The sequence below is a fragment of the Candidatus Nitrotoga fabula genome (assembly GCF_905221025.1).
Classification (GTDB): Bacteria; Pseudomonadota; Gammaproteobacteria; order Burkholderiales; family Gallionellaceae; genus Nitrotoga; species Nitrotoga fabula.
In genome coordinates, this window is record NZ_CAJNBL010000006.1 from 43,971 (window position 1) to 64,011 (window position 20,041).

Here is a 20,041-nt window from a genome sequence, read left to right on the forward strand (position 1 = left end):
AAAGGTCAGACAGTGCTTTGTGTTCAAGTCAAATTAGACTGGCACGAATACAGCTGGGCTAATGCAGAAGAACTTGCCCAATTTACCTGCCAAGGTTGCACTGATTTTTCGTTTCCCTGCCAGGATTGCCGACAGGTTGCTCTGTAGCACAACGGCTGACAGGTCTTCTTGCTTCAAGCCGCGAGCATCCATCAAGAAACGCAGGGCATCCTTGGGTTCTGCTGCCTCGATGGCGTAATGCTCTTGCTCGTACTTCGAGACCATATCCCCAACCAAATCAAGCAAGCCTGACAGCGGATGGTCTTCGTCATCTCCGGTGGTATCCAGCAGGGAATTCATCAGAGCCACCATACGGACATAACTCTTTTTATCATGGATGGGGCGAAGATGCGCCATTGCATCCAAAGCCTGCCAAGAGGATTGAATAGCCTGGATGTCAAACTGAGTGTGTGCTGCGCGCATGATTAGTTTTTGCCTTTTCTATAGAGCTTGTTCCAGTAATCGTATTCCCGATGCGTCATCACCTTATGCACAAATATCTTCTTGAACCTGTATCTGACGACAACGACCAGACGATAGTTGTTTCCACCCACATCAAAGATCGTATAGGGTGGCACGTAATCGACGGAGCTGAAAAACTCACGAACATGGTTGAAGTCCCTGAATTCAGCGTGCTCCACAACTGAGTGCCACTCGCGTAGGAGCTTTTCCGCCTCTGGGTGTTTCTGCCAGAACTCGCGAAGCATTTTGATGGAGATGATGTGCACGAGCGAATTATATCAAACTGATATACAGCGTCAAGGCTGTGTACAACGAAAATCCTGACAGTGTGCTGGAATTCGGCGCCAGGCGGTATCTAACCGGTGGGTATAGCTATCTCGGAAACCGCCATTGATGCCTTGCGTACGAACTTGAAATTGCTCAAGGAAAGCCATTCCCAAGTCACAGCACTGGACTGGGTGTCCAATTTCAGTGGAATACGCATACCTGGCACAATCGCCGGTATTGCAGGCGCTGTATTTTGCCAAGAAGCAATTGAATGGGTTTCTGGTGTTGCGTACTTTGAATGCCACACGGGCAGGCAAGATGCTCCCCAAATTCCTGAGGTTGATTCGTCAGTTTGAACAAAGTCCGGCCAAGGCGCTCGCCGCTACGTTATTATCGTGGCTCGAACCTATTGTGCGCATGTGGCGCTTCTCCAGATCGAACGGCATCACCGAAGGATTCCACACGAAGATGGAGATGCTCTCGCGCAGAGCATATGGGTTCAGGAATTTTGAAAATTACCGCATGCGAGTCTTGGCTCAGTGCGGATGGAACGGTGTAATTAACCGGGTCTGATGAATGCTCATCCCCCGTTAATGGGGTAGAGCCTATACCCCAAGCGCCAGCGTCTTGCGCTTGCCCTCAAAGCGGTAATCCATACGCCAGCACTTCGTACCCGAAGTTTGCACCAGTAGATACATTCCGCCGCCATCCGCCAGCTTCTTCGGCTTGTCGGATGCCTTTTCCTTTTTAACCTCCAGTTCAGTCAGTGCCATGCCTGCCCCCATGACGGTATCAAAATTACCGTGTCGGTATGCAGTGTGCAGGATACCGCCAAATGTTGCAAGATTCAATGAGATTGGTTGATACCGCCTGAACATAAAAAAACCCGCTAAAGCCTTATGCTGTGCGGGTTTGTGAGATAGCTTGATACTGGTTAAAACGCAGTACTGGCGGAGAGGGGGGGATTCGAACCCCCGTCAGGATATTATCCTGAACACGCTTTCCAGGCGTGCGACTTAAACCACTCATCCACCTCTCCGAAGGTCGCGCAGCATAAACCAGAATGGGCTTTACCGCAATCAGAAAATCACATCAAAAATGGTTCCGCAATGTACGAAGGGCAGAAAAGACACCGAACTCACCGGTATTGTTGACTTGCGTCAAGCCGGACACGCGGGCCACAATCTCTGGCACATTACAGCGCAGAAATGGATTGGTAGCTTTTTCCAGTGCGATTGTAGAAGGTAGCGTTGGAAGTCCTGCGGCACGCAAAGACTGCGTGTCTGCCTGACGTTGCCTGAGACGGGCATTCCCGGGTTCGCACGCCAGTGCGAAACGGATATTGACTTCGGTATATTCATGTGTGCAGTACACCCTGGTTTCATCCGGCAGGCTTGCCAGCCGCTTCAGGGAATGGAACAATTGTTCAACGGTTCCGTCAAATATCCTGCCGCAACCGCAGCCGAACAAGGTGTCACCGCAAAACACGCCGCTTGCTCCTGCATAGGCAATATGTCTTCTGGTATGCCCAGGGACATGCATCACCTGCATCCTGACTGGCAATTCAGAAATCTCAATAATCTCGCCGTCGTCAGGGGTATGGCTGACGCAGGGGATCGCTTCAAGTGATGGCCCATATACGGGCACACTGTATAATTCATGGAGTCTGTGGATACCGTCGGTATGATCATGGTGATGATGGGTGCAAAGAATGGCAACCAACCGGAGATTGTGCCGATCCAGATAATCCAGAACCGGGGAGGCATCACCGGGATCGACCACTACCGCATATTGTTGATTGTGCAGCGTCCAGATATAGTTGTCCCTGAATGCAGGGAGAGCAATGATTTTTATCATGAGAATATCCGATCTTTAACTAGCCATACTCAAACGAAGCAGGATTGAATGTCGACCATGAATACACTGAGCGAGTGGTTTTCCACCCCGCCCGGAAAATACCTGCTGGAATGTGAACAGGCTCTGTTCGATCATAGCGTGGCCGATATTTTTGGCTACAATGCGATCCAGTTCGGCCTGGCGGAGTACGATTTCCTGCGCACCAGTCGCATGCCACTGCGCGCAACAGCTGGAGACGAAATCGGAGTGCAGGTCCGCTTAGACGCGGAGGAACTGCCCTTCGGCTGCTGCAGTCTGGATCTGGTCATTCTACCGCATGTACTGGAATTTCATCCGCAACCGCACCAGATCCTGCGCGAAGTGGTGCGTGTACTCAGGCCGGAAGGTAATGTCATCATCAGTGGCTTCAACCCTCATAGCCTGTGGGGTGCCCGTCGCGCGCTGGGCGCGCAGATGAATTATCCCTGGTGCGGAAATTTTATTACATTGCCACGATTGAAGGACTGGCTGGCATTACTGGGACTGAATGTAATAACCGGGCGTTTTGCCTGTTACGCCCCGCCTTTATCCAACCCAAACTGGCTGAACCGATTTCATTTTATGGAATCCGCTGGAGACCGCTGGTGGGCAGTATGGGGCGGGGTATATTTCCTGCAGGCAATCAAGCACGTATCGGGCATGCACTTAATCAAACCCCGGTGGAACGAAGGGCTGGTTGGCAAGCTCATCCCCGCGACTCCCAAACTGAACCGGGAAATATCACAATGTACCGCGCAGAATCCGGAAGGGCGAACGATTCATAATGAATGACGAAGCAGTAGAAATTTTTACCGATGGAGCCTGCCGTGGAAACCCAGGGGTGGGCGGCTGGGGTGCGCTGCTACAAATGATGGGCAAGGAGCGCGAGCTGTATGGCGGTGAGGCACATACCACCAACAACCGCATGGAACTGACCGCCGCAATTCGGGCGCTGGAAACATTGAAGTGGCCGTGCCGGGTAATTCTGCACACAGATTCAAAATATGTGCAGCAGGGCATCAGTGCCTGGATCCATGACTGGAAGCAGCGCGGTTGGAAGACTGCCGGCAAAAAACCAGTCAAGAACGAGGATCTTTGGCGCAGGCTGGATGAACTGGCAAATATGCATCGGGTTCAGTGGGTATGGATCAAAGGACATGCGGGACATGACGGGAACGAGCGCGCCGACAGGCTGGCCAATCGCGGGATTGATCAATTATTGGACGAAAGCATGAAATGAGGCAGATCGTACTGGATACCGAAACTACCGGGCTTGACCCTGGAAAGGGACACCGCATTATTGAGATCGCGGCAATTGAATTATGCAACCGCAAGGTCTCTGAGCGGCGTTTTCACCGCTATCTCAACCCGGAACGGGAAATTGATGCCGGGGCGGCTGAAGTGCATGGCCTGACCCTGGAGCGCCTGCAGGACGAACCTAAATTCGCGGAAATTGCTTCTGCGCTGACCGAGTTTATCCGCGGCGCTGAGCTCATCATCCATAATGCACCCTTCGATGTCGGGTTTCTCAACCGGGAACTGGAATTATCCGGGCTGCCGATGCTGGATCACTACTGCACAAGCATTATCGACACACTGAAACTGGCCAAGGAACTTCATCCGGGCAAAAAGAACAACCTCAATGCCCTGTGTGACCGCTACCAGATCAACAATTCCCACCGCACCCTGCACGGTGCACTGCTGGATACCGAACTACTGGCAGAAGTCTATCTGTCCATGACGCGCGGCCAGAAAAGCTTGCTGGATGAAGAGAACGCTCACTTGGAATCACAATCAGGCTTGATTGCTCCCGGCCTGTCAAGCCTGAAAGTGCTTGTGTTACCCGCCAGCGATGAAGAACTGGCCAAGCACGAACAGCAACTGGAGGACATAGACAAAACCAGCAAGGGCAGCTGCCTCTGGAAAAAACTGAAGTCTATGGAGGTAACGCCCTGACGGGGCTATTCCGGGATATGATCCAGTCAAACCGGTCATTGAAACCGCTTCATTCTTTTTTACATGAATGACCGTGCAGATGTGCTGATCATCGGTGCCGGGGCAGCAGGCATGATGTGTGCCATTACTGCCGCACGCCGCGGGCGATCGGTGCTATTGCTGGATCACTCCAGAAAGCTTGCCGAAAAAATCCGCATTTCCGGCGGTGGCCGCTGCAATTTCACCAATCTGCACGCCGGGCCGGAAAATTACCTGTCCGGCAATCCGCATTTCTGCCGCTCCGCACTGGCGCGCTTCACTCCCCGACATTTTATTGCCTGGCTACAACAACATAACATCGGTTATCACGAGAAAAAACTCGGGCAACTGTTTTGCGATGAGGGCTCTTCGGCAATTATTGGCATGCTGAAAGAAGAATGCGATGCGGCAGGCGTCCGCTGGCTTTTTCCTTGCGAAGTTCATCAGGTAGAAAGCCTGCAGACCGCTGCTTCCACGCTGACCACCGAAGAAAATCCCATGGATACTTCGCCTCTTCCAACCGGCCGGTTTCGCATTCACACCTCCCGTGGCACTGTTTGCACGCAATCCCTGGTAATCGCCAGCGGTGGATTGTCCATCCCCAGGATCGGTGCAACTCCATTCGGTTACCGCCTGGCGCAACAGTTCGGTATCCCGGTAACCCGACTGAAGCCGGGACTGGTTCCGCTGAGTTTCCATCCGGAAGACTGGGCGCCTTTCGTGAATCTCGCCGGGATTTCTATGGATGCCACCATAGAATCCGGCGGCCAGTCGTTCCGGGAAAACCTTCTTTTTACCCACCGTGGACTCAGCGGCCCTGCCATCCTGCAAATCTCTTCATACTGGGAGCCTGGCAAGCCGCTTTCCATCAATCTGCTGCCCGATCATGACCTGGCGGTTTTGCTCGAGCAGCACCGGGATCGTCGCCAGTTGCTGCACAATTTTCTGGCGCATTATTTACCGAAAAGATTTGTCGATACCTGGTGCGCACAGTTGGCCGGCAGCCATCTTTCACCTGACAAGCCTCTGAACCAGTACTCGAACAAGGAAATATCCACATTGGCGGCCAGAATTCACCGCTGGCAAATCACACCCAGCGGAACGTTAGGCTACGGCAAGGCAGAAGTAACCTGCGGCGGAATTGATACCCAGGCACTGTCCTCCAAAACCATGGAGGCAAGCAGGGTAAACGGGTTGTATTTTATTGGGGAAGTGGTGGATGTCACCGGACAACTGGGGGGCTTCAACTTTCAGTGGGCATGGGCATCCGGCCATGCCGCCGGTCAATATTGCTAGGGGTCACGGAGCATGGGTGCAGAAAAGGGGTATCGGTCTTGGCAGGCCGCATTAGGTTTGACCGCCAGTTCCCGCATCCGATAAAAATACTCCCGCTCAGCAGCAGCGCTGGATTCCGCCCCATTTTTTCTGTTGCTGGTTCCGGAAAAAATCCTTGCGCGCCAATGGCATGCTGCCCGAGTGACAGGCTGAATGATGCGCAAGATAGCGCTCATAGGCATCATCCCCACTCAATTCCCGTATGATACTCCATGCCCGCTGCCAGAATGACTGGGATTTACAGCCAGCCGCATGGACAACCGCATCCGGCTCAGTCTGCCTTGCCATATCCTTGCCAGCTGCCCATATCGACTGATCTCCGGCTCCTGCTGCTGACGTGGTTTCTTCCAAATTTTTTTCGACGACGCTGTTGCTCATGCTTTCTCCAGCCTGGTCAACTGATAGGACGCTTCCGACAAGGGAGGTACCGGCTTGCCATATAGATAGCGGAAGCATACTCGCACCATGTCCAGCACAATCACCCATAGCATGCAGGCAAAAAACACCGCCAGCACTGCATCCAGGCGCTGGTTGAAAATAAGTTGCGGCGCACTCGCCGCTTTTTCCGGACTCAGGATACCGGACGCAAGCTTGGCGGCAAGATCATCGGCCGCAGCAATCAAACCAACACGAACGTCACTACTGCTGATTTTTTCCCACACTGCACTGGTGGTGATGATCACCAGCCAGAAAAGAGGCAAAGCGGTAATCCAGACATATTTCAGCTTACCCGACTTCACCAGAATCCCCGTAGCAACACATAGCGCAATCGCCGCCAGAATCTGATTGGCAATACCAAACAGGGGCCACAGGATGTTAACCCCGCCATTGGGGTCAATCACGCCAATATACAGAAAATAGCCCCAGGCAGCGACTACAATGCCGCTGCTCAGCAAAACCGATGGATACCAGGAAGTACGCCCCAGCGGTTCCCAGATATTTCCCAGCATGTCCTGCAACATAAAGCGGCCGACGCGCGTACCGGCATCCAGCGTGGTAAGTATGAAGATTGCCTCGAACATGATGGCAAAGTGATACCAAAGGGCAAGCATGCCCTGCCCAAAGGCGCTGCCAAAAATGCTGGCCATGCCGACTGCCAGGGATGGCGCACCGCCGGTACGTGCAAAAAGGGTGGCCTCCCCCATCTGGCGCGCCAGCAAGTCCATCTGCTCCACGGTAACCGGAAAACCCCAGCTGGAAATTTTTGCCACCGCCTCTGCGGCTTCCTTGCCGACTACTCCGGCTGGCGAATTGATGGCAAAGAACACACCGGGATCCAGTACTGTGGCTGCAATCATCGCCATAATGGCAACGAACGATTCCAGCGCCATGCCGCCATACCCGATCATGCGAATATCACGCTCATTGCTAAGCAGCTTGGGCGTCGTACCCGAAGCTATCAAAGCATGAAAACCGGAAATTGCACCGCAGGCAATCGTGATGAATACGAACGGAAACAGCGTGCCTCCGAATATGGGTCCGGTTCCGTCGATAAACTGGGTGAATGCGGGCATTTTAACGCTCGGCTGCATCCAGACAATGGCCAGCATCAAAAGGATGACCGTACCAAGCTTCATGTATGTGGAAAGATAATCCCGGGGTGCGAGCAGCAGCCAAACCGGAAGGATAGCAGCCGCGAACCCATATGCAATGACTGCCCAGGCCAGAGGCAGGCCAGAATAATCAAACAGTTCGCGCAAAACCGGCTGTTGCTCGACCCATCCTCCCCCCGCCACCGCCAGCAGCAGCAAGATGAGACCCAACAGCGAGCCTTCCAGTACGCGCCCAGGGCGTATGGAGTGCATGTATACCCCAACCAGCATGGCAATGGGAATCGTCGCAGCCACAGTAGAGGTAGCCCATGGGCTGTGTTTCATCGCATTGACTACCACCAGGCCAAGTACCGCGATCAGGATAATCATAATAAACAACGTGGTAATGAGCGCAGCTATCCCACCGATTGCACCCAGTTCGTCTCGCGCCATCTGACCAAGGCTGCGCCCGTTACGCCGCGTGGAATTGAACAGGGTAACCATGTCCTGGACGCATCCCCCGAGCACTGCACCGAATAATATCCATAGCGTACCCGGCAGGTAACCGAACTGTGCCGCCAGAGTCGGGCCAACCAGTGGCCCCGGACCGGCAATTGCGGCAAAATGGTGACCGAATACCACCCAGCGGTTGGTCGGGACATAATCATGCCCATTATTCAGCCTCTCCGCAGGAGTCGCGCGCGAAGGATCTACCAGCAGAACTTTGGTGGCAATCCATACCGCATAGAAACGATACCCGATCGCATAGATGCACAAAGCAGCAGTCACAAACCACAACGCGTTGACCGTTTCGCCGCGATTCAGTGCAATACCGCTGACTGCTGTGGCTCCAAGCATGGCTACTGCCAGCCAGACCAGCAGACTCAACAATGATTTTTTCATGGTGAAATTTTTATAATCCTGGCAAGAAATTTATACACAAAAACCAACAGCATGAATTATGTCATGCCTCCTGACAGTATGCTTCCAGTAACTCGATAAGCCATGCGGCCGAATTTTTTCCAGACCAAATTCCATTATAATCTTGTATTAACCAGCCGCTGCGATTCTTTGGTTTTCATGTCTCTACCATGCCGGCAGCAAGGAACATGCATGATCCATCAGTGCACACAATGGTGCTGCAACATGGAGCTATCCACGAATCGGATTAGCATGCGGATGTCATTCAATCAAATGGACTCTGGTTCTACGAGCATTGTACAATGCGATTTTTATCGACCTGATGCCGAACTGTTAATTTCCCCCTTTGCGTGACAGGGAAACACTGTCAAAATGACTGCATTATTCGTGCAGGAGATCTTTATGAAAGTACCTATTCGCATCGCCGTAACCGGCGCTGCAGGTCAAATCAGTTATAGTCTTTTGTTTCGCATTGCCAATGGAGACATGCTAGGTAAGGATCAGCCCGTCATTCTCCAGCTTCTGGACATCACGCCAGCCCAGCAGACCTTGCGTGGAGTGGCAATGGAACTGGAAGACTGCGTGTTTCCCATGTTGCATCAGGTCATTATTACCGACGATCCGAAAATCGCTTTCCGCAATGCTGAAATTGCCCTGCTCGTGGGAGCGCGCCCACGTTCCAAGGGGATGGAACGTTACGACCTGATCAAAGTCAATGCTGAAACCTTTGCCGAACAGGGAAAAATCCTCAATACTTACGCCGCACCCCATGTCAAGATCCTGGTAGTAGGCAACCCAGCCAACACCAACGCACTCATTTTATTACACAATGCTCCCAACTTGGATCCAAGAAACATCAGCTCCATGATGCGCCTGGATCATAACCGCGCCATCGGACTGGTTGCGCGCAAACTGTCGCAGCCAGTTACCAGCATCCGGAAAATGATAGTATGGGGCAATCATTCCAGCACGCAGTATCCTGATCTTTCCCATGCCGAAATGGACGGTCGCAGCATTCTCGAATTCCTGCCCGATCGCAACTGGGTTGAAAACGAATTTGTCCCCACCGTACAGTCGCGCGGAACTGTAGTCATCGAAGCTCGTGGCCTGAGCAGCGCTGCCAGCGCTGCCAACGCAATTGTTGGTCATATGCGGGACTGGATATTCGGCTCTCCACCGGATGACTGGGTCACAATGAGCGTACTTTCCGATGGCAGCTATGATATTCCCGCAGGAGTGCTGTATGGTTTTCCGGTCACCTGCCAGAATGGAAATTACCGGATTATCCAGAACCTGCCGATAAGCGAAACCGGCCACCGAAACATGATGGCCAGCTACCTTGAATTGCTGAAAGAAAAAGAGCAGGTAAAACACCTGCTACAACAATGACCCTATCCATGGCCATACGGGATATCAATTCAGTCTTTTCCAGTAAATCGCCGGAAAACTGTAACTGTACAAGCCCCCCCACAGCATCCCTTATATCAACCCATAAATTATGTGCTGTAGAATATCCCCTGGCATCCGGAAAACATTGAGGTAAAAACTATGAGCAGCGTATGGCGAAGTATCTGGGCTTTTTTCATGCTGATTTTTGCTATTCTCCTGATTTTTACGCTTATTGGTGTAATCGGTATTGTAGCGTTCCCGTCCCATTGGAAATGACACTCGGTGGCAGATGAACCCGGGTTTCCTCCGCTGCCAGACAATCCCGTTATGGTTTTCATCCAAAGCGGAAACCAACAGAAAAATTCAGCTCCAGCAAACAAAAATCCCGGTAGAACCGGGAGTTTTGTTTGCTGTTATTTACTGAAAATACCTGTTAAATCAATACTGCAAAGCCTTGATCATATCCTCGACCACCTTCTTGGCATCGCCAAATACCATCATCGTCTTGTCCAGGTAAAACAGATCATTATCCAGTCCGGCATATCCAACGGCCATACTGCGCTTGACCACCAAAACAGTACGCGCCTTGTGCGCCTCAATTATCGGCATGCCGTAAATAGGTGAATGCGGATCGGTCTTGGCTGCCGGATTGACCACATCATTGGCGCCAATTACCAGCACCACATCCGTATCGGAAAATTCGTTATTGATCTCATCCATTTCAAAAACCTGGTCATAAGGCACTTCGGCCTCGGCCAGTAACACATTCATGTGCCCCGGCATACGCCCAGCCACAGGATGGATCGCATAACGCACCTTGACGCCTTTTGCAATCAAAAGCTCGGCCATTTCGTTGATGGCATGCTGTGCTCGTGCCACTGCAAGACCATAACCCGGCACAATAATAACGCTGTCGGCATTCCCCATCAGGAAAGCCGCATCATCTGCGCTACCACTGCGCACTGGCCGCTGCTCGACTGCCCCACCGCCTGACCCACTGTCACCTTCCCCGCCAAAACCACCAAGAATCACATTGAAGAATGAACGGTTCATCGCCTTACACATGATGTACGACAGAATCGCTCCTGAACTGCCCACCAGTGAGCCGGCAATGATCAGCATATTGTTGTTCAGAGTAAACCCAATCCCTGCCGCAGCCCATCCAGAGTAGGAATTCAGCATTGACACCACAACCGGCATGTCCGCTCCCCCGATTGGCATGATGAGCAATACCCCGAGCAGCAACGCCAGAGCAATCATGATCAGGAACGGAGTCCAGCTTTGTGTGAACATAAAAACGATGCCGAAGGCAATCATCACAAGGCCCAGCAAAAGGTTCAACCAGTGCTGTCCGGCAAATACCAGCGGCTTGCTGCCGAGCTTTCCGGACAGCTTTCCAAAGGCAATGATAGACCCGGAAAAGGTGATCGCACCAACAAATGTACCAATGAAGAGTTCCAGCAGATTGCTGGTATGCAGTGGCGCGATGCCATAGGCCACCGGGTTGTAAAATGCAGACATGGCGACCAGCACAGCCGCCAACCCGACCAGCGAGTGCATCGCTGCCACCAGTTCCGGCATAGCGGTCATTTCAATGCGCCGCGCAACCACCGCCCCTATCGCTCCGCCCACGATAATTGCAAGCGCAATATAAAGCACGTTTTGAGTTATCGTCAGCGTCGTCAGCACGGCAATAGCCATGCCGATCATCCCAAACATATTTCCGCGGCGGGAGGAAACGGGGGAACTCAAACCTTTCAGCGCCAGAATGAATAAAACAGCGGCGATCAAATAGGCTAATGCAACAGAATTGGCCGACATATTTTTTCCTTGTTTATTTTCTATGCAACTGCTTCACCACATTGCGGGGTAAAGCAGGGTAAAGCCCTTCGAACTGGGTAAAACCAATGATACGCAATGAATGAAGTAGTACTCCAGCAACCAGATATCTGGCTACTGTGTTTATTTATTTTTCTTCTTGAACATGGCCAGCATGCGCTGCGTTACCAGAAACCCTCCGAATACATTCACTGCCGCGAGCATAACGGCGCCCAGCCCCATCACTGTTCCGGCGTCGATCTGCTCCGGACCTGCCGCAAGCATGGCACCAACAATAATAATGCCACTGATCGCATTGGTCACAGCCATGAGCGGAGTATGCAGCGCTGGCGTAACATTCCAGACCACGTGATAGCCAACCACTACGGCCAGTACGAATACGGTCAGATTAATAATCACAGGATCAACCATTTCAATACACTCCTATTATGAAATTCATGAGTCTTAACCTTTTCGAGCCTTTGTTCCAAAACCAGGCCAATTCCCCGGCAAAGTCAGTATCTTCAATCAAACCACAACGGCTCCGTCGATGCACAGCAGTGATCCGGCAATAATGTCATCTTCTCGGTTTAGGTTCATCTTCCCGCCACTCTTGGGATCACATAACAGGTTCAGGAAATTAAGCAAATTACGCGCATACAATGCGCTGGCATCTGCCGCAACCAGGGCAGGCAGGTTCTCTTCCCCAACCAGCGTAACACCATGCTTGACCACCGTTTTACCTAACTCGGACAACGGGCAATTGCCCCCTGCCTCAACTGCCATATCCACGATCACTGAACCGGGCTTCATCGACTTCACCATATCTTCCGTAACCAGTACAGGAGCAGGTTTACCGGGAATAAGTGCAGTAGTAATCACGATATCGGCCTGTGCAACCCGCTTGGCAACTTCTACCTTCTGGCGTTCCACCCAACTGGCCGGCATAGGCCGTGCGTAACCACCCACGCCCTGGGCGATTTCCCGCTCTTCGTCGGTTTCAAAAGGCACATCAATAAATTTGGCGCCGAGAGATTCCACCTGTTCTTTTACAGCCGGGCGCACATCGGTTGCCTCGATCACCGCTCCCATGCGCTTGGCAGTGGCAATAGCCTGCAAACCGGCAACGCCCACACCCAATATCACCACGCGCGCGGCCTTTACTGTTCCGGCAGCCGTCATCAGCATAGGCATGAACCGTTTATATAAGTTTGCCGCAACCAGCACTGCCTTATATCCGGCAATATTTGCCTGCGACGACAATACATCCATCGCCTGCGCACGTGATGTACGCGGCAGTTTTTCCATTGCGAATGCAGTAATGCCCTGTTTGGCATAGGTTGCAACCAGTTCCGTCTGGTAGGGGGAAAGCAGGCCGATCAGCACTGTGCCCGCAGCCAGCCTGGACAATTCGTCACCGGTCGGCGCTTTCACCTTGAGCATGATTTCCGCCTGGGCATACACCTCCTCGGCATTGACCAGCATTGCACCTGCTGCCTGATAGTCTGCATCGGGAATACTTGCCCCAGCGCCAGCACCCTGCTGAATCAGAACAGCATGCCCGGCAGCCAGCATTTTTTTTACCGTTTCCGGTGTTGCTGCAACACGTGTTTCACCTGCGCGCGTTTCCGTAGGAATGGCTATTCGCATGAAACATCTCCCTTTTTAAAAGACCCGGATAAATCCGGAAAAAGTAACGATTCCAGTCACGTAAACAATGCCTCCTTTTGCAGAAATATAGCGGCTTGAGTTAAAACCACTTCAGCTCCGGATTGCATCATGGGGAAAGCAGTATTTTGTTCTGTTTATTCTGCAACCCAATAACTGAGTAATTTTATCATCAAGCCGCACCTGTCGGCATCTGATCTTGTTCAACGCAATGCGCTATCCATTGCGCGGTCATTTTTTCCTGTACGGAATTTTGCCTGAGCCTCGCATTCAGGGCGGGGAAATTCACGCAATCGAGCTTCTGGTCCTGATTAAAGCACGAGAACACATAAGTCTTTTCCCCGGTGGAAATATCGTAATGCTCCTGAATACACTGACCACAAATTTCTTTCATCATGCATTGCATCGGAGAGTTGATCGAACCGTAAGCATGGTGATCCGGTTTCATATAGGCTTTCAGCTCACCATGGCGGGCTGCAGCAACAGCGGCCATCATCCTGTCCGAGCCAATCGCAATAATGCGGTCAACCTGTTCCAGTCCGATCTCCGGATGTCCGAGTTCTCCACTGGCATAGGCTTTAATGGCCTGTACAATATTGCCTACATAAGCACGATCCTGGGGACGGCCCGGAGTAAACCCAGGCGCATCATCGCTGCACCAGACCACCACATCCGCCGCAAGTTCGATATCCTCTACCTTGTAGCGGTCAATCATTTTTTTATAACCGGCAAAATACAGAACCTTGGAACCGATACTGCGGAATGCCTTGCCAATCGAGAACAGCACGGCATTACCCAGTCCGCCTCCTGCCAATAGAACAGTTTCTCCGGGTGCAATTTCCGTAGGCGCACCCGTCGGACCCATGAGAACAACCGGCTCACCGTGCCTGAGTCTGGAGCATAATTGCGACGATCCGCCCATTTCCAGCACAATAGTGGAAAGCAGTCCCTGTTCGGCATCCACCCAGGCGCCCGTCAAAGCCAGACCCTCCATTATCATCCGTGTCCCATCCAACTGCGCGGAATCTGTCTCAAAATTCTGCAGCCGGTAGAATTGCCCGGGCTGGAAGCTGCGCGCAGCCGCAGGAGCCTTGACGATCACCTCAACAATATTGGGAGTAAGACGCTCCACCTTGTGAATTGTAGCGCGCAGATCATTCCCGAGACGAGCAAGAAAAGCCTGGTCACCTTCTTTCGCGGAAGAATGCACCTGTGACAGCACCCTGCTCAACACCGGATAACCCTGCTTCGCACTGCCCATGGCCTTGACCACATTACCCGAATAGGATGGATGCAAGTCTCCGAAAAAGCTCACAAACCTACCATCGTGATACCGGTACTGAAGCACATGCGCACTGGATGGCTTGGCATTGCCCTTTTCTGGTCTTACGGGCTGCCCCTGTTCATCACATGCCTGGAAGTAACGTCCATCCAGCTTGAACTGATCGGGAAACTCGCGTGCCAGGACAGTATTCGGCTGGGTACCCGCGGCTACAAAAATAGTGCGTGCCGAAATCTGAATTTGTCCTGCCTTCTGCCAGTTTCCATCTGCATCCAACACCTGATTCATCACCACCATTGCAGTCGCATCGCCATTTTCATCTATTTCCACCCGCACCGGAGTCATCCCCTCGGCAAAGTAGATTCCTTCTTCCAGCGCCTTCTCCACTTCTTCATGGTTAAGCGTGTAGGAAGGACTATCAATCAAGCGCTTGCGGTAGACCAGGGTAACCCCACCCCACGATTTGATAAGCTGCAGGATGTTCGGGCTGCGTCCTTCAGTTTCGGCCTGCGCACGCTCTGCCCGTATCGCCCGGGCATGGCCAAGAAACTCGTCACCGACAACCAATTCTGCAGCGGACCATGCGCTACGCACTGCCGCTTCGCCTTTTTCTGCAACCAGCTTTTCATAGCGGTCGAGAAATTTTTCCACCTGTACCGGATAATAAGCGAGGGATTCAGTAGCCGTATCGATTGCAGTCAAACCGCCACCGATTACCACAACTGGCAGGCGAACCTGCATGTTGGCAATGGAATCCGGCTTGGCCGCCCCTGTCAACTGCAACGCCATCAGAAAATCCGATGCGGTGCGCACGCCGCATGCCATCCCGTTTGGAATATCCAGCAGGGTCGGGCGACCAGCACCTGCCGCCAGCGCAATATGATCAAACCCCATGGAAAACGCGCTCTCGGCGGTGATGGTTCCGCCAAAACGCACGCCCCCGAACAGGGCGAATTGCGAGCGACGTTCCAGAAGGAGCCGAATGATTTTGAGGAAATTTTTATCCCATCGGACTGTAATGCCATATTCGGCCACGCCGCCAAAACCAGCCATCACCCGGTTATCCAGCGGCTCTTTCAATATGCCCGCGTCGTAAATTGGGCTGAAAGGAACCCGGTTGCCATAAACATCCACGCCGGAAAGATCACCCGGCAGTGGTTCGATTTTCAACCCATCAATGCCGACAACGATATGACCATCATTCATTAAATGATGCGCCAGAGTAAAACCGGCAGGCCCCATTCCAACCACCAGCACGCGCTTGCCGGTGGCGGCGCGTGGATAGGGACGGTGAATATTCAGGGGATTCCATCTGGTAAGCAGGCTGTAGATTTCAAAACCCCAGGGCAGCTCCAGCACATCTTTCAGCGATCTGGTTTCTGACTGCGGGATATTGACCGACTCCTGTTTTTGATAAATGCAGGATTTCATGCAATCGTTGCAGATACGATGCCCCGTCGCGGCACACATCGGGTTGTCTACGGTAATGATGGCCAGCGCACCCAGTGCCAGGCCGGAAGCCTTGACTTTATGAAACTCGGAAATCTTCTCGTCCACCGGGCACCCTGCCAGAGGGATTCCAAAAACGCTTTTCTTGAATGGAGGAGGAGAACCATCAGAACCAGCCTTATCCCGCATTCCCACCGAGCAGGAATCCTTGCCTTGTTCATGGCACCAGATGCAGTAGTTCGCTTCCCCCAGCGCGCCCGCCAAACCTGTGCCTTGATCTGTCAGGGCAAAACCCTCGCGATGGCGCAAATGACTGTCTGCCAGGCGGTGGGCAACATAAGGGACATTTTCAACCCGAATAACCGGCACCAGGCGCTGAAAATCCAGTTTGGCAGGAACACGGAACAGAACGCCCTGCCCGTGGCGCTTTTTACCTGCGCTGGTATGCACTGCCCAGGCAGCATAACGCATGGCGAGATCAATCCTGTCCGCATTTTCTGCCTCTGCGTCCAGCCAGCGATTCACGTTGCGGGCAAAATTTAGTTCATCCAATTCACCTGAAGTGTCACCGAAAGCCTGCAGCAAGCCTGCCTTGAGAGCCTCACCATCAAAAGCTGCAGCATCAACGGCCTTGTATTTTTGCGCGGCCTTGCGCTGCACAAAAATTCGTTTGCAATGAAATAGCGGGGCCAGTTGGTTGTGTCTTTCAGCCAGTTCGCGTACCGATGACTGAATAGCAAACAAATTTCCCAGAAAATCTTCCAGGTGCGGCGCAAGATCAATGATAAGCTGCGACTCTTGCAGGCGCGTCAGCTGACCAGAATCCTTTCGTGCTGCCACCAGCCTTTCTGCCAACACTGAATCGCTATTAGCAAGTTCGGCGAGAAACGTGGAATCAATACGGGACAAACCATCACAACTGTAAAGGTCTGCAAATTCCATCCCGAATCCCAGATTCAAAACTGGAGGTGAAGATTCCCCATGATCCGTTCCTCCGGCTCCTTGCCGTGAATATAAGCTTTCCATGCAGTGCAAACTCCTAAATGTATTCTGCGCTTTGAATTAAAACCGTAAAACCGGGCACCCAGCACTTGCCGGACAACATTTCAGCAAACTTATAATTATACAATTCTATCGCCACATTCGCACAGCAAAAGCATGAAAAAGTTATAATTGCCCTCCTGCTACCTGATGTAATTCATACATGTCCGCAATACAACGGTTACCCGATTTACTCATTAATCAAATTGCTGCCGGGGAAGTGATCGAACGTCCTGCAGCAGCTCTCAAAGAACTGCTGGAAAACAGCCTGGACGCGGGAGCTACTGAAATCAGCGTGCATCTGGAAGGGGGTGGAATCAAACTGGTACGTGTGCGCGACAATGGGAACGGCATCACCCAAGAAGAACTGCCTTTAGCCCTGGAGCGCCATGCAACCAGTAAAATTGCCTCGCTTGCAGACTTGCAACAGGTGTCCAGTATGGGGTTTCGCGGTGAGGCTTTGGCCAGCATGGCCGCCATAGCGCAGGTAACCATTACCAGTCGCCGCATGGAAAGCCCGCATGCCTGGCAAATCAAATCGATGGACGGCATACAGGGCGAAATAGCACCCGCAGCACATTCTCACGGCACCAGTGTAGAAATTCGTGAAATTTACTTCAACACCCCGGTGCGTCGCAAATTTCTCAAGTCCGAAGCCACCGAATTTACGTACTGCGAGGAAATATTCAAGCGGATCGCACTATCACGCCCGGATGTAGCCTTCAGCCTGCAGCACAACAACCGCACGGTCTGGCAATTGCCCCCGATGGCCTGTCCGGGCCAGACGCACCCTGCTTTTGCTTCCCGGCTTGCCGGAAGCGGACGGATAGAAAATGCAGATGGCTTACCCAAGCGGATCGAAGCCATATTGGGAACCGATTTTGTCCAGAGCGCGGTAATGATCTCGCGCCAGACAGCCGGACTGCATTTGTCTGGAATGGTCTCCCTGCCGGTTTATTCCAGGGCTACGCGCGAGGCTCAATATTTTTTCGTGAATGACCGATTTATTCGCGACAAGGTCATTGCCCATGCCATTCGGCAGGCCTACCATGACATCCTCCATCTCCAGCGCCATCCGGCTTTCGTACTGTTTCTCGACATGCCGCCAGAGCTGGTGGACGTAAATGTACACCCATCCAAAAGCGAAGTCCGCTTTCGCGAAAGCAAGGCGATACACCAGTTCGTATTCCATACGCTGCACGATGCACTGAGCACGCCAGCATCCTCAACACCAACCGGTTCGGCACTCCCGGACCAAAGGTCTCCGGGTTCTTCTTCCGGACAGCGGATTACCTGGCTTTCGCAACCTGTGCAGCAACCCATGAATTTGCACATAGCTTCACAGCCCATGGCGTTGTATGACGCCCTTTACGGGGACATGGCCTCCAGGAAAGAACCCGCCGCGAACCCTTATGATTCCCCCACGGCATTTCCCCCCGCCCAGCCTCTCCAGTCCGGAATCCCGCCGCTCGGGTTCGCCCTTGCGCAGCTTGCCGGCATTTACATTCTGGCGCAGAACATACATGGCCTGGTTGTGGTGGACATGCACGCTGCACACGAACGGATTATTTACGAAAATCTCAAGGCAGCACTGGATGAGCACCAGATTCCCATGCAAACGTTACTGATCCCGGCAAGCTTTTCAGCGGAAGCGCTGGACATTGCAACAGCCGAAGAAGAACGCTCGGCCATTGCCAGGCTTGGGTTTACGATCGACCCATTGCCCCCAACTACGCTGGCAGTACGTGCCATGCCTGCCATGCTCAAACAGGCGCACGCAGAGGCGGCCGCACGGGATGTTTTGCGCGAAATGCGGGAATACGGCTCCACGCGCGTACTGACTGAGCGGCGCAACGAGTTGCTATCCACTCTGGCTTGCCATTCTGCCGTGCGTGCCAACCAAAACCTTACCCTGCCAGAAATGAACAGCATCCTGCGTGAAATGGAGCGCACAGAGCGCTCCGGTCAGTGCAATCATGGCCGGCCAACATGGTTCCAAATGAGCATCACTGAACTGGATACGCTGTTTATGCGAGGGAAATGAGTACCCTGCCCCCCGCCATTTTTCTAATGGGTCCTACCGCCTGCGGAAAAACCCTGGCTGCAGTTGAACTGGCACAACAGCTACCAGTGGAAATCATCAGCGTGGATTCCGCTCTGGTTTACCGGGACATGGATATCGGGACAGCCAAACCCGAAACTTCCCTGCTCGCCCAGGCTCCACACCATCTGATCGACATCATTGACCCAACCCAGTCCTATTCCGCTGCTGCTTTCCGTCATGACGCATTGAATCTGATGGATGAAATTACCCGGCGCGGACATATTCCTTTGCTGGTTGGCGGCACAATGTTGTATTTCCGGGCCTTGCACTACGGACTGAATGCATTGCCTCAGGCTGACCACGATTTGCGCGCCGAGCTGAATGAAAAATCGGATCGCATCGGCTGGCCTGCGATGCATGCCGAACTGGCGCTGATTGATCCGGAAATGGCCGCATTCCTGAAGCCAAACGATGCACAGCGTATCCAGCGTGCCTTGGAAATTTACTGGCTCACCGGCCAGCCAATGTCCGCACTGCTGAAGCAGCAGCAGAGGCAACCCATGCCTTACCAAGCGATGCAGCTTGCACTGATTCCTGCGGAACGCGGCCAGCTGCATGCGCGCATCGCTGCAAGATTTGCGGCCATGCTTGAGCTTGGCCTGGTAGAGGAATTGCGCGGTTTGCAGAAAAAATATTCCCTGCAACCCGGCCTGCCATCCATGCGATGTGTAGGCTATCGGCAGGCCTGGCAATATCTTGCGGGAGAAATAAACGAATCGGAACTATTGTCCCAGGGCATAGCAGCCACACGGCAGCTGGCCAAACGCCAGCTTACGTGGCTTCGCGGCATGCCGGGCATCCTCCGGTTTGATTGCTTTGCCAGCGACCTTATGCAACAAATACTCGCCGCCGCGCGTCCTCTGCAAAAATCCTGACCCTTTAGAA

At 52.8% G+C, this 20,041-nt stretch carries 18 protein-coding genes and 1 tRNA gene; 8 read left to right on the forward strand and 11 right to left on the reverse strand.

The window, feature by feature from the left end; all coding sequences use genetic code 11:
• Positions 1-33 precede the first annotated feature (33 nt).
• Positions 34-462 carry a helix-turn-helix domain-containing protein gene (locus KJA68_RS02295; RefSeq protein ID WP_213035314.1) on the reverse strand — a complete coding sequence of 143 codons (429 nt, stop codon included), beginning with the start codon at positions 460-462 and terminating at the stop codon, positions 34-36.
• A 2-nt stretch (positions 463-464) separates the two neighbouring features.
• Complete coding sequence (locus KJA68_RS02300) at positions 465-746, reverse strand: type II toxin-antitoxin system HigB family toxin (protein WP_246487027.1); 282 nt, start codon at positions 744-746, stop codon at positions 465-467.
• A 226-nt stretch (positions 747-972) separates the two neighbouring features.
• Between KJA68_RS02300 and KJA68_RS02305 the strand changes: the two genes are divergently transcribed.
• Entirely contained in the window at positions 973-1,341 is a 369-nt protein-coding gene (locus KJA68_RS02305; protein ID WP_213035316.1) for a transposase, read from the forward strand.
• 32 nt (positions 1,342-1,373) lie between these two features.
• On the opposite strand, the gene KJA68_RS02310 is transcribed toward KJA68_RS02305, so the two are convergent.
• The 3 genes from KJA68_RS02310 to gloB all read right to left on the reverse strand — a co-directional run bounded on the left by KJA68_RS02310 (position 1,374) and on the right by gloB (position 2,625).
• Positions 1,374-1,619, reverse strand: a complete 246-nt coding sequence (locus KJA68_RS02310) for an Arm DNA-binding domain-containing protein (RefSeq protein WP_213035317.1) — start codon at positions 1,617-1,619, stop codon at positions 1,374-1,376.
• A 97-nt stretch (positions 1,620-1,716) separates the two neighbouring features.
• A tRNA-Ser gene (locus KJA68_RS02315) sits at positions 1,717-1,807 on the reverse strand.
• 53 nt (positions 1,808-1,860) lie between these two features.
• Complete coding sequence (gene gloB, locus KJA68_RS02320; protein WP_213035318.1) at positions 1,861-2,625, reverse strand: hydroxyacylglutathione hydrolase; 765 nt, start codon at positions 2,623-2,625, stop codon at positions 1,861-1,863.
• A gap of 48 nt (positions 2,626-2,673) precedes the next feature.
• Between gloB and KJA68_RS02325 the strand changes: the two genes are divergently transcribed.
• The 4 genes from KJA68_RS02325 to KJA68_RS02340 all read left to right on the forward strand — a co-directional run bounded on the left by KJA68_RS02325 (position 2,674) and on the right by KJA68_RS02340 (position 5,913).
• Positions 2,674-3,435, forward strand: coding sequence for a class I SAM-dependent methyltransferase (locus KJA68_RS02325; protein ID WP_213035319.1), 762 nt, complete (start codon positions 2,674-2,676; stop codon positions 3,433-3,435).
• The gene (gene rnhA / locus KJA68_RS02330; RefSeq protein WP_213035320.1) at positions 3,428-3,883 is read left to right on the forward strand and encodes a ribonuclease HI; all 456 of its coding nucleotides are present in this window, start codon (positions 3,428-3,430) and stop codon (positions 3,881-3,883) included. The genes KJA68_RS02325 and rnhA overlap by 8 nt, the downstream gene beginning before the upstream one ends.
• The gene (dnaQ, locus tag KJA68_RS02335) at positions 3,880-4,599 is read left to right on the forward strand and encodes a DNA polymerase III subunit epsilon (protein WP_213035321.1); all 720 of its coding nucleotides are present in this window, start codon (positions 3,880-3,882) and stop codon (positions 4,597-4,599) included. Before rnhA ends, dnaQ begins: the two co-directional genes overlap by 4 nt.
• A 63-nt stretch (positions 4,600-4,662) precedes the next feature.
• On the forward strand, positions 4,663-5,913 hold the full coding sequence (locus KJA68_RS02340) for a BaiN/RdsA family NAD(P)/FAD-dependent oxidoreductase (RefSeq protein ID WP_213035322.1): 1,251 nt from the start codon (positions 4,663-4,665) through the stop codon (positions 5,911-5,913).
• Between the two features lie 96 nt (positions 5,914-6,009).
• On the opposite strand, the gene KJA68_RS11025 is transcribed toward KJA68_RS02340, so the two are convergent.
• Together KJA68_RS11025 and KJA68_RS02350 are read right to left on the reverse strand one after the other, a co-directional pair.
• Entirely contained in the window at positions 6,010-6,330 is a 321-nt protein-coding gene (locus tag KJA68_RS11025) for a YbdD/YjiX family protein (protein ID WP_320412097.1), read from the reverse strand.
• Positions 6,327-8,387 (reverse strand): carbon starvation CstA family protein, encoded by a 2,061-nt coding sequence (locus tag KJA68_RS02350; protein ID WP_213035323.1) that lies wholly within the window; start codon positions 8,385-8,387, stop codon positions 6,327-6,329. Before KJA68_RS02350 ends, KJA68_RS11025 begins: the two co-directional genes overlap by 4 nt.
• 420 nt (positions 8,388-8,807) lie before the next feature.
• On the opposite strand from KJA68_RS02350, the gene KJA68_RS02355 reads away from it, so the two are divergent.
• Positions 8,808-9,794, forward strand: coding sequence for a malate dehydrogenase (locus tag KJA68_RS02355; RefSeq protein WP_213035324.1), 987 nt, complete (start codon positions 8,808-8,810; stop codon positions 9,792-9,794).
• Between the two features lie 438 nt (positions 9,795-10,232).
• On the opposite strand, the gene KJA68_RS02360 is transcribed toward KJA68_RS02355, so the two are convergent.
• The 4 genes from KJA68_RS02360 to KJA68_RS02375 all read right to left on the reverse strand — a co-directional run bounded on the left by KJA68_RS02360 (position 10,233) and on the right by KJA68_RS02375 (position 17,037).
• The gene (locus KJA68_RS02360; RefSeq protein ID WP_213035325.1) at positions 10,233-11,615 is read right to left on the reverse strand and encodes an NAD(P)(+) transhydrogenase (Re/Si-specific) subunit beta; all 1,383 of its coding nucleotides are present in this window, start codon (positions 11,613-11,615) and stop codon (positions 10,233-10,235) included.
• A 141-nt stretch (positions 11,616-11,756) separates the two neighbouring features.
• Positions 11,757-12,044, reverse strand: a complete 288-nt coding sequence (locus KJA68_RS02365; protein WP_213035326.1) for an NAD(P) transhydrogenase subunit alpha part 2 — start codon at positions 12,042-12,044, stop codon at positions 11,757-11,759.
• A gap of 96 nt (positions 12,045-12,140) precedes the next feature.
• Complete coding sequence (locus KJA68_RS02370) at positions 12,141-13,262, reverse strand: Re/Si-specific NAD(P)(+) transhydrogenase subunit alpha (protein ID WP_213035327.1); 1,122 nt, start codon at positions 13,260-13,262, stop codon at positions 12,141-12,143.
• Positions 13,263-13,452: 190 nt separating this feature from the next.
• Complete coding sequence (locus tag KJA68_RS02375; protein ID WP_213035328.1) at positions 13,453-17,037, reverse strand: FAD-dependent oxidoreductase; 3,585 nt, start codon at positions 17,035-17,037, stop codon at positions 13,453-13,455.
• 178 nt (positions 17,038-17,215) lie between these two features.
• Between KJA68_RS02375 and mutL the strand changes: the two genes are divergently transcribed.
• Positions 17,216-19,096 carry a DNA mismatch repair endonuclease MutL gene (gene mutL / locus KJA68_RS02380; protein ID WP_213035329.1) on the forward strand — a complete coding sequence of 627 codons (1,881 nt, stop codon included), beginning with the start codon at positions 17,216-17,218 and terminating at the stop codon, positions 19,094-19,096.
• On the forward strand, positions 19,093-20,031 hold the full coding sequence (miaA, locus tag KJA68_RS02385) for a tRNA (adenosine(37)-N6)-dimethylallyltransferase MiaA (protein ID WP_246487028.1): 939 nt from the start codon (positions 19,093-19,095) through the stop codon (positions 20,029-20,031). Before mutL ends, miaA begins: the two co-directional genes overlap by 4 nt.
• Positions 20,032-20,041: the final 10 nt, after the last annotated feature.